The organism is Winogradskyella pacifica (assembly GCF_013403915.1).
Lineage (GTDB): Bacteria > Bacteroidota > Bacteroidia > Flavobacteriales > Flavobacteriaceae > Winogradskyella > Winogradskyella pacifica.
Genome location: NZ_JABFDI010000027.1, coordinates 1 through 11,716 on the forward strand (window position 1 = coordinate 1; position 11,716 = coordinate 11,716).

Here is an 11,716-nt window from a genome sequence, read left to right on the forward strand (position 1 = left end):
GCTAACAGCTAACAGCTAACAGCTAACAGCTAACAGCTAACAGCTAACAGCTAACAGCTAACAGCTAACAGCTAACAGCTATATAGTAAAAGGCACAGCAACTCTAGTTGTTCCCCAACCGATATGCATTACAACACCTTTATCTGCTTTATCAAAAGCAATAGAAAAAGCTTCTAAAGATTCTTTACCTTCTGTTACAGGAACAGTAATACTTGCTACAGTGTTATCGTCTTTGTATCCAGAAGATCCCCAATTATTTACATCAGAACTTACAATAACTGTCCATTCTTTATCTCCAGGCATTGTAAATAATGAATATGTACCAGCTTTAACCGTTTTTCCTCCAAGTTCCATATCCTTAAAAAGAATAAGTTCAGTTGCTTCGTTAGCACCTGTTCGCCATACTTTATCTTTTTGAGTTAATTCTTTTACGGTTCTACCTTTAAGTTGTGGTCTACCATAATACACTTTTATCAATTGATCGTTGCCTCTACCAAATGAAGCAGCGTCTAAAGGACTTTTGTCTAAGCTAGAAAATTTTTGAGCTTCAGCATTAAAAGAAATAAGCATCATAAATGCAAAAGAAATGGTTGTTAATAGTCTTGATGTTTTCATAATTTATTTTTTAATTTTTTTTGTGAATGTGAATTCAATAAAGATAAAACCTATTGGTCTTAATATTATATTAAATGTCTGGAACCGATGTTAAATTTTATAGCTTATTTTAAGGTAATTGGAAATTCAGCAATTGTAGTATCCCATCCTATTTTTAAGTTCACAGTATTTTCAGAAGCTTTGTAAAGTGCTATAGATAAGTTTTCAATTTCTTTATCACTTTTTGTTACCGGCACTGATACGCTTGCGATATCTTTAGTTTCATCATAGCCGTAATTTCCCCAACCGTCAAGCTCAGTGTTTAACTTTAGAGTCCATTCGTTCTCAGTAGGAATAATGATAATACTGTAACGTCCTGCTTTAATGTCTTTTCCGCCAAAAGTTACATCATTTACAAATAGTATTTCTGTAGACTCATTAGCTCCAACGCGCCATGCTTTTCCGAATTTTAAAAGTTTGCCAAAAACTTCTCTGCCCTTTTTAGCTGGTCTAGAGTAAGTCACTCTAATTTGTGGTTCTGCTAGTTTCTTAGCTTCGTCAGTTTTTTCAAATGTTCTTTTTGGTGCGTTTGAAGGATAGTAAGCACGATCCATTGTGCTGTTGTCCATTTTGTTAAATTCTTGAGCATTAACATTTAATGATAGAAGCATTACAAATGATAAGCTAATAGTAGTAAGTAATTTTTGTGTTTTCATGAATAGAATTAAGTTTTTGTTTGGTTAAAAATAGAGTTTATTATATGCACTCTGTCGTAAGGAAATACTAAAATTTACAAATTAGTAGGTAATCTGTTTATTTAATGTTGTGTTAGTTTATTATTAGTGTGTATTTATTATTTTATGTTTTAAATTGAAACCATTATCGTTATTTATGTTTTTAATATGAAAGTTTAAGTTCATATTTGTCCTGTAATTAATAATATACGGCTGACAATAGTTAAAGCCAAATTCAAAAAAGATAAAAGTTATGTGCGGAATTGTATGTGCGTTCGATATAAAACAAAAAGTTGAAGATTTAAGACCTCAAGTATTAGAGATGGCAAAAACCATTCGTCATCGTGGACCAGACTGGAGCGGAATTTATAGTGATGATAAGGTAATTATGGCGCATGAGCGTTTAGCTATTGTTGATCCAGCTTCAGGAAAACAACCCTTATTAAGTCCAGATAAAAAATTAATCTTAGCAGCCAATGGTGAAATCTATAACCATAGAGATTTAAGAAAACAGTTTGAGGGTAAGTACGATTTTCAAACCCAAAGTGATTGTGAAGTGATCTTAGCTTTATATCAAGAAAAAGGTCATGATTTTGTAGATGACATGAATGGTATTTTCGGATTCGCTATTTACGATGTTGAAAAAGATGAGTATTTCATTGCTAGAGATCATATGGGAATTATTCCTTTATATATAGGATGGGATAAAAATGGAACTTTTTATGTCGCTTCAGAATTAAAAGCTTTAGAAGGTATTTGTACTAAAATTGAATTATTTCCACCAGGACATTATATGTCTAGCAAAGATGGCGAATTTGTAAAATGGTACAAGCGCGATTGGGCAGAGTATGATGCTGTAAAAGATAACGAAACAAGTATCGCAGAAGTAAAGCAAGCTTTAGAAGATGCCGTGCACAGACAGTTAATGAGTGATGTGCCTTATGGTGTGTTATTATCTGGTGGTTTAGATTCTTCAGTAACGTCTGCTATTGCTAAAAAATACTCTGAAAGACGTATCGAAGCAGATGATAAAGAAAAAGCATGGTATCCGCAATTACACTCGTTTTCAGTGGGACTAGAAGGTTCTCCAGATTTGGCTGCGGCTAAAAAAGTAGCAGACCATATTGGTACGGTGCATCATGAAATTAAATTCACTATTCAAGAAGGTTTAGATGCTATTAAAGATGTTATTTACAACATCGAAACTTATGATATTACAACGATTCGTTCATCGACTCCAATGTATTTAATGGCAAGAGTAATTAAATCAATGGGAATTAAAATGGTATTATCCGGTGAAGGAGCCGATGAGTTATTTGGTGGGTATTTATATTTTCATAAAGCGCCAAGCGCACAAGAATTTCATGAAGAAACGGTTCGTAAATTAGATAAGTTACACATGTACGATTGCTTAAGGGCCAACAAAAGTTTAGCGGCTTGGGGAATTGAAGGTCGTGTGCCATTCTTAGATAAAGAATTTATGGATGTTGCCATGCGCATCAACCCAAAAGACAAAATGATTAACGGAGAGCGCATGGAAAAATGGGTGGTTCGTAAAGCATTTGAAGACATGATTCCAGAAAGCGTAGCTTGGAGACAAAAAGAACAGTTTAGTGATGGAGTAGGTTACAGCTGGATTGATACGTTGAAAGAACTCGTAGCAAGCGAAGTTACAGATGACCAAATAAAAAATGCGTCATTCCGCTTTCCAATTAACACCCCTTTAAACAAAGAAGAATATTATTATAGAAGTATTTTCGAAGGTCATTTCCCGAGTGATGCCGCAGCATTAAGTGTGCCTCAAGAAGCAAGTGTAGCTTGTAGTACTGCAACGGCTTTAGAGTGGGACGAAGCATTTAAAAACATGAACGATCCTTCTGGTAGAGCAATTGCTAATGTGCATGATAAAGCTTATTAATAGAACAAAAAAAAGGTCGATTTTTATAAAAACTGACCTTTTTTTTGTTTAAACAAATTATGTAATCTCAATTTTCTAATAGCTCTTTACTAACCTAAAGAGCTATTTTTTTTTGTTACAATAATTTATTTTATAATAACTTTTTGACTGAATGTGGCATTTGTAGTTTCTATCTTAACGATATACACTCCTAGTGACACATGTTTTACCGGAATTGAAATTTCGTTTTCATGGCTGTTTAACTCCCAAGTATGTAAGGATTGTCCTAAAATATTAATTAATGAAACAGACTTTACTGTGGTCTCAGGCTTAATATTTGTTAGTGTTATAGTATCATTGCTGTTGTTAAAGAAAATAGTTAATGAGTTATTTGTCTCAGCATCTTCTATACTTAGAGATTCAGCACTAAATTTTAATGAGAAACGGTTTTCAATTGTTCCTGCAGGAAGCATGATTTCTAACGGTGTTTCTTTTATATCGTGATATAATCCTGTTAAATCATCATAAATATAAATAGGTTGATTTTCGTCAAAATATTCCGTATCATCTAATGTGAATTTTGCGATGCCTTCTTCTTCCGAAATCACTCCAATAGGATAGATGCTGTTTGTATCGAAATAGCCATCTCCTTGAATTACAAATTTAGAATCATCAATTGTAAAATACATATCATTAGAGAAGTCATCGAAAAGTAAAGCGTCATATCCAACATCGATTCCATTTGTAGCGTGCTCGTTCATAAACCCTAATAATAGTTGTCTGTGAAAATTGTTAGAGGTGTTAAAACCTAATCTGATTTTAGCATAATTATCATCCATAAATTCATCTTCTTGATTATTAACGATATCATTTTGTCTAAAAAGTGCGCCAGATTGAGAATTATCTTCTTTAATAAAAGCTCTCTGGTTATTGTTGAAATTTATAGTGCCACCAGTTGTGCTTCCATTAATAAAAAATCCTTGACCAACAGGGATAAACCGGTTAGGAATTCTAGAGCTTGTCCCTAATTCGTCAATACCATTAGGTATAACAGGACCTATTCCTCCTATTAAATTTCGAGTTGAATATCCGCCTTCATAATCTGATGTATTATGGGACGAATTTGTAGGTGAATGTTCCCAGAAATAAAGTGAGCCATCCGTAGTGCTTAAATTGTCTGAAATAAAGGTGTTTGCATCTAATGCAGAAGCATAAGGGTTACCAGATAAGTTGAGGTAGTTAGCTGCAATAGGTATATCAATAGAGCCGTTAAACGGTTTTCCAATAAACGTATAATTTTGATCGGCATCAATAGTTCCACTGCCTTTTAGTGTAAATCCATTGGCAGGCTTTAAATCTCCTGTTTCACGAATTTGTTCCCAATTAGCATAGTTATCGTTTAGATTTTGGAATTTGTAAATCCAATTACGAGCCAAACTGATTGGTGTGCCCGAAGCTCCATCGTAACCTCCTGTCCAATTAATAGCTTTTGGGTCATTAGGATCTGTACCATCTCTTAAAACAGTTCCAACCGTGTAGGTATTGTTGTTTGTCGTAGTATTTGATGTTCCAACTGGTGAGGACCAATAATTATAGTTGTATAAATTTTTCGTTCCTTGTTGATCTCTTTCTAATGATCCACTGCTAGTGGCATCAATATCACTTCCTAAAGTTTGTACAAGTTGTGATTTTCCTACCAAATCTATTTTTCCATTTAATTTCAAATAATGTGAAACTTCTATTTTAGAATCCATAGTTGCATTAAGTTGTCCGCTGTTAACAAGTAAGCCTAATATGGTTTTGTTTCCTCCTGTATCAATGTCATGGTTAGTTTCAACAATATTCCAATCTATAGATGTATTGTCTACTATTGATAAGCTATTAGGAAGCATTTGCAGCGTTCCATTTGACCACGTTGAATTATTTGACCAACTGTTATTTGAACTGCTTTGATATGGTAAAGGTGCTGTTTGAGGCGCTAATGTTGTTTTATTGGTGTTTTTATATTTAATTCTTAAAAGGTTTTTATTGTCTGATTTTCCAATAAAGGAAGCTCCTGAAATAGAGTTTAAATCGAAATAAGCGTTCAATTCGCTCCAGGGAATAGCTTGAATTTCGTTTTTAGAAATTGAATGCGGTAAAATTTTTCCGTTCGCAGTATTGTCTGAAAATTGTTCAATTTCCTGATTCATAATGTAACGTATTTGGCTTACCGTTAATGCACGGTTCCAAACAAGGACTTCATCTATGTCTCCAACAAAATAATCTGAAATAGAATTCTTATTATAATAAACGGCTCCTATAGAAAATTTATGATTTGTTGCCACTGGGATTGGTAAAGAGTTTACTGTTCTGTCGATTACGCCATCGATCAATAGAGTAGCATTTCCTTCATTAAACGTCACGGCAATATGATGCCATTTACCGTCTGTTATACGAGTGTTTGATGTAACTCTGATGGCGTCGTTCCAAGACACTTGTATTCTATTGGAAGAATTTAATTTTAAGTCGTAGGCTGTTCCTTTAGCTACAAAGCTTCGATTTCCAGATGTATTACCATTACGAATCCATGAAGAAATAGTGAAAGAAGAATTTAAATTAATTTTAGTATTACTGACTAAATAATCTCCATTAGCATTTTGGATTTGAAATGAGTTTTCTATTAAATTACTTTTAGCAAAGGTGAAATAATTTGTGCCATCGAAATCATACCAAGTTTGAAGATTTTGACCTGATATTTTTAAAGGGATTACATCAATGATATCTGTATTTTCAAAAGCTTCAGTTGTAGAAACGACTAACATATATTCTTCGTCAGGGTTCAATGAAAAACTACTAAGTGAAGCAGAAGGTATAGATAAAAGTACATCACTAACATCGCCTCCTGTTTCTACTATTTTCCATTTTTTGCCTGTGAGACGTAAGTTGGTTTGGATTCCAGATCCGAGATCAATAACCCGATCCGCAGATGCTCCAGGGTTATTTAAAACGCCGTTGTCATTTCCCCAAATTAAAAAACTTCTATTAGCTGAGAATACGGATGAATTTGCAGAATTAGTAGATTCAATAGTTCCTAATCCAATAGTAACATCTGTGTTCAGATTAACACTCTTAGATTGTTTTTGATTTAGTAGAGAACTCGCAAGTGCGTCGTCTTTACCAATACCAGCGATATCAAAATTATAGCCTGAATTGGTAGAGATATTCCATATAATATTGTTATTAGAATCTACATAGTTTTGACTAGTGCCATTAACCCCTAAAGTGATTCCATATTTTAGGGCTAAATAAGATTCTATTTTGGCGCGCTCTGAGTCACTTTGAAGTGATGAGTAGGTGATAATTTCAGCAATTCTACCGTTAAAATTACCTGAGGTGTCAGATTTGTTTTTCCCTAACCAATATTGTCCACCAATAATGTTATTAAATCCATTTCCAGATGAAGCATTGTCTATTTGAAGCGCATTATAGAAAAGCTCCATACCATTACCAAAACTATTGTTTCTAGCATTGATAATTCCAATATTAGAATATGTTTTAGAAGCACTCACCTCAGAAACTCTATAAGAACTGTCGTCACCTTGAGCGTAGGTTAAAATCTCATTAGAAATTGCTCCAGTATAATTTCCAAATCCAATTCCAGATATGTCATTAATACTTTCAGATGAAGTTTCTCCAGATAAAACAGTCATTTTAGGAGTGGTATTACTAACAGAAACATTTGGAATTACAACTACAAACATATCTTGACTAAAAAATCCAGTTGAATATTTACCGAGCATTGATTTGTTTCCAGAAAAATCTAAAATAGGGTTGTAGTTGAGGTTGTCATTACTATTGTTTTTATAAATAGGGTTTTGTCCAGTAGTGCTTGATGCATCTGATGCTTTACCTTGGTCTATCCATGAATTAATGGCAACTCCGTCGGTATTTGTTTGTGTGCCTACGTCTGCACGTAACCATAACCTTAAATCTTGTCTTACTCCACCAGGACCATAGTTAGAAAGCCCATAAATATCTTCTAAGCATAAAGTAAACGTACCACTAAGGTATGTGGCACCTGAGTCAACAGAAATGTAATAAGTAGCTCCAGGGATTAGGTTTAGAGCTCCAATTGTAACATCGTCGTAATAATGAGTATAACGATCACTTTGTACTTCTGTTACACCATCTCCTTGCCAGAGTGCTAATTGTGTAGCGCGTTGTGTTCCTTTAGAGTTTTCTGTATCAATAGTGATATTGATTTCGCCTGTTGCTGGTGCGGTAAATTTGAACCAACGGTTGTTATAAGGACTGTTATTGCTCCAGTTGTCACCTTTATTTCTGTCTGGTGTAGCATTTGTAGTTGTGTAAATTGCATCAGGAGAACAACTGTTAATCATGTTTGTAACATCGATAGCACCTTCATAAAAGTCATAACCCACAGTATTTTCTATACATAAAGTAAATGTACCTTGACGATAGTTGAGTGCATCAACAGAAATGTAATAAGTAGTCCCAGGTGTTAGGTTTACGGCTTCAACGGTAAGATGATCAGCAGCAGCAGTATAACGTTTGCTTTGTATTTCTGTCACTCCATCTGCTTGCCAGAGCGCTAATTGCGAGTATCGTTGTGTTCCTTTAGAATCTCCTATATCAACAGTGATACTGATGTTACCTATTGCGGGTGCGGTAAATTTGAACCACCGGTTAGATATAGGTCCGTTATTGCTCCAATTACTACCTTCAATTCTGTCTGGTGTAGCTCCTACAGTTGTATAGATTGCATCAGCTGAACAGTCGTTTATAATGTTGGTAACATCGATAGCTCCTTCGTAAAAGTCATAATCTACAGTATCTTCTAGACATAAAGTAAATGTGCCTAAAAAGCTTGAGGCGTGAGTATCTACAGATATGTAATAAGTGTTCCCAGGTGTTAGGTTTACGGCGCCAATGGTGACATCTTCATCACCGAACGCATATCTTTCACTTTGTACTTCTGTCACCCCATCTTCTTCCCAAAGCGCTAATTGTGTAAGTTGCTGTGTTCCTTTGGATTCACCTCTATCAACAGTGATATTGATTTCACTAGTTGCAGGTGCGGTAAATTTGAACCAACGGTTATATATAGGTCCGTTATTGCTCCAGTTACTACCTTTAATTCTGTCTGGTGTAGCTCCTATAGTTGTATAAATTGCATCAGCAGAACAGTTGTTTATAATGTTGGTAACATCGATAGCTCCTTCATAAAAGTCATAATCTACAGTATCTTCTAAACATAAAGTAAATGTACCTCTATAGTATGCGTCGTGAGTGTCTACAGATATGTAATAAGTATTTCCAGGCGTTAAGTTTACGCCGCCAATGGTTACGTCTTCGTCACTGAACGCGTATCTTTCACTTTGTACTTCTGTAATGCCATCTGCCTGCCAGAGCGCTAATTGTGTAAGTCGCTGTGTTCCTTTAGAATCACCTCTATCAACGGTGATATTGATTTCGCCAGTTGTAGGTGCGGTAAATTTGAACCAACGGTTATATTTAGGTCCGTTATTGCTCCAATTGCTACCTTTATTTTTGTCTGGAGTGGCTCCTGTAGTTGTATAGATTGCATCAGCTGAACAGCCGTTTATAATGTTAGTAACATCGATAGCTCCTTCGTAAAAGTCATAGTCCACAATATCTTCAATACATAATGTAAATGTACCTCTATAGTTTGAGTTGTAGGTATCTACAGATATGTAATAAGTGTTCCCTGGTGTTAGGTTTGGGGAGCCTAAGATTACGTCTTCGTCATTGACGACATAGCTTTCACTATGTAGTTCTGTAATGCCATCCGACTGCCAGAGCGCTAATTGAGTATATCGTTGTGTTCCTTTAGAGCCACCTCTAGCAACAGTGATATTGATTTCACCAGTTGTAGGTGCGGTAAATTTGAACCAACGGTTATATTTAGGTCCGTTATTGTTCCAATTACTACCTTTATTTTTGTCTGGAGTGGCTCCTGAAGTTGTATAGATTGCATCAGCGGAGCAACTGTTAATGATGCTAGTAACATCGATAGCTCCTTCGTAAAAATCATAGTCTACCGTGTCCTGTAGACATAAAGTAAATGTGCCATTGTAGGCTGAGCTGTAACTATCCACAGATATGTAATAAGTGTTTCCATGTGTTAGGTTTACGGCTCCAATGGTTACGTCTTCATCATTAAATACATACCTTTCACTTTGTACTTCTGTAAAGCCATCTGCTTGCCAGAGCGCTAATTGTGTAAGTTGTTGTGTTCCTTTAGCGTCACCTCTATCAACAGTGATATTAATTTCACCAGTTGCAGGTGCGGTAAATTTGAACCAACGGTTATATTTAGGTCCATTATTGTTCCAATTACTACCTTCATTCTTATCTGGAGTAGCACCTATAGTTGTATATATTGCATCAGTAGAGCAACTGTTAATAATGCTGGTAACATCGATAGCTCCTTCATAAAAATCATAATCCACAGTATCTTCTAAACATAAAGTAAATGTACCTTTGTATCCTGAGCTGTAAGTGTCTACAGATATGTAATAAGTGTTCCCAGGTGTTAGGTTTGGGGCACCTAAGATTACGTCTTCATCATAGAATGCATATCTTTCACTATGTACTTCTGTAATGCCATCTGCTTGCCAGAGTGCTAATTGTGTAAGTCGTTGTGTGCCTTTAGAGTCACCTCTATCAACAGTGATATTAATTTCACCAGTTGGAGGAGCGATAAATTTGAACCAACGGTTATATTTAGGTTCGTTATTGTTCCAATTACTACCTTCGTTCTTATCTGGAGTAGCACCTATAGTTGTATATATTGCATCAGAGGAGCAACCGTTAATAATGTTGGTAACATCGATAGCTCCTTCATAAAAATCATAGTCTGCAGTATCTTGTATGCATAACGTAAATGTACCAGAATAACCTGAGGACTGTGTATCTACAGACATGTAATAAATTTCACCTGGAGTTAGGTTTACTGCACCAATAATTACGTCATCGTCATCGTCTGCATATCTTCCGCTTTGTATTTCTGTAATGCCATCCGCTAGCCAAAGTGCCAATTGAGTACGTCGCAGAGTTCCTTTAGAGTCACCTCTATCAATAGTGATATTGATTTCACCTGTTGCAGGTGCTGTAAATTTAAACCAACGGTTATATTTAGGTCCGTTATTGTTCCAATTACTACCTTCATCCTTATCCGGAGTAGCACCTATAGTTGTATAGATTGCATCCATAGAGCAACTGTTAATAATGTTGGTAACGTCGATAGCTCCTTCATGAAAATCATAGTCTACGGTATCCTGAAGACATAAGGTAAATGTACCAGAATAGCCTGAGGACTGCGTATCTACAGACATGTAGTAAATAATACCTGGAGTTAGGTCTACTGCACCCATGGTTACGTCTTCATCATCGTATGCATATCTTTCACTTTGTATTTCTGTAGTGCCATCTGTCTCCCAAAGCGCTGATTGAGTACGTCGCTGGGTTCCTTTAGAGTCACCTCTATCAACAGTGATATTAATTTCACCAGTTGCAGGTGCTGTAAATTTAAACCAAACATTATTTTTAGGTCCGTTATTGTTCCAATTACTACCTGCATTCTTATCTGGAGTAGCACCTATAATTGTATAAGCAGCATCCGTAGAGCAACTGTTAATAATGTTGGTAACATCAATAGCACCTTCATAAAAATCATAGTCTACGGTATCCTGTAGGCATAACGTAAATGTACCAGAATAACCTGAGGACTGCGTATCTACAGAGATGTAATAAATAATACCTGGAGTTAGGTTTACGGCACCCATGGTTACGTCTTCATCATCGTATGCATATCTTTCACTTTGTATTTCTGTAGTGCCATCTGTCTCCCAAAGCGCTGATTGAGTACGTCGCTGGGTTCCTTTAGAGTCACCTCTATCAACAGTGATATTAATTTCACCAGTTGCAGGTGCTGTAAATTTAAACCAAACATTATTTTTAGGTCCGTTATTGTTCCAATTACTACCTGCATTCTTATCTGGAGTAGCACCTATAATCGTATAAGCAGCATCGGCAGAACAACTGTTAATAATGGTTGTTACATCTATGGCATTTGTAAAATCATCGTTTACAGGTGTCTGCGAAAATATAGGATTCAACACTAGAGAACATATAATCATAAAAACTGATTTCAATACAAAGTTCAGTTTTGAAGAAATTATTCTCTCGAATTTAATATTTTCCATAAATTCTGTTTTCGGATGGATTAAATACAACATTTTGATATTATTTTTAATGTAATTTTCGAAGGCAAATATAAAATTTAATCTTTAAACGGCAAGAATATTCGATTAAATGCATAATATTGTAGTAATTTGTGTTTTTTTGAGAAAAAACTTACACCATGTTGAAATCTCTATTATTGAAGTATGATTAAAGATTTGTAGACTGTTTTTAGTTGTAATATTTAAATAAAAGAACTTAAAAATTAAGCTTCTAAGAGGTT

General features: G+C 35.2%; 4 protein-coding genes. 1 reads left to right on the plus strand and 3 read right to left on the minus strand.

Going from position 1 to position 11,716, the window contains the following annotated elements; translation table 11 throughout:
* Positions 1 to 78: 78 nt before the first annotated feature.
* Together HM984_RS16625 and HM984_RS16630 are read right to left on the minus strand one after the other, a co-directional pair.
* Positions 79 to 615 (minus strand): DUF2911 domain-containing protein, encoded by a 537-nt coding sequence (locus tag HM984_RS16625; protein ID WP_179349988.1) that lies wholly within the window; start codon positions 613 to 615, stop codon positions 79 to 81.
* 104 nt (positions 616 to 719) lie between these two features.
* Positions 720 to 1,310, minus strand: a complete 591-nt coding sequence (locus tag HM984_RS16630; protein ID WP_115810945.1) for a DUF2911 domain-containing protein — start codon at positions 1,308 to 1,310, stop codon at positions 720 to 722.
* Positions 1,311 to 1,581: 271 nt separating this feature from the next.
* On the opposite strand from HM984_RS16630, the gene asnB reads away from it, so the two are divergent.
* The gene (gene asnB, locus HM984_RS16635; protein WP_179349989.1) at positions 1,582 to 3,246 is read left to right on the plus strand and encodes an asparagine synthase B; all 1,665 of its coding nucleotides are present in this window, start codon (positions 1,582 to 1,584) and stop codon (positions 3,244 to 3,246) included.
* Between the two features lie 125 nt (positions 3,247 to 3,371).
* On the opposite strand, the gene HM984_RS16640 is transcribed toward asnB, so the two are convergent.
* The gene (locus HM984_RS16640; protein WP_179349990.1) at positions 3,372 to 11,456 is read right to left on the minus strand and encodes a T9SS type A sorting domain-containing protein; all 8,085 of its coding nucleotides are present in this window, start codon (positions 11,454 to 11,456) and stop codon (positions 3,372 to 3,374) included.
* Between the last annotated feature and the right edge of the window lie 260 nt (positions 11,457 to 11,716).

Excerpts from the sequence above, each read along its gene's own strand:
- asnB (WP_179349989.1), top strand. The coding sequence starts at position 1,582 with ATGTGCGGAATTGTATGTGCGTTCGATATAAAACAAAAAGTTGAAGAT.
- HM984_RS16630 (WP_115810945.1), bottom strand. The coding sequence starts at position 1,310 with ATGAAAACACAAAAATTACTTACTACTATTAGCTTATCATTTGTAATG.
- HM984_RS16640 (WP_179349990.1), bottom strand. The coding sequence starts at position 11,456 with ATGGAAAATATTAAATTCGAGAGAATAATTTCTTCAAAACTGAACTTT.
- HM984_RS16625 (WP_179349988.1), bottom strand. The coding sequence starts at position 615 with ATGAAAACATCAAGACTATTAACAACCATTTCTTTTGCATTTATGATG.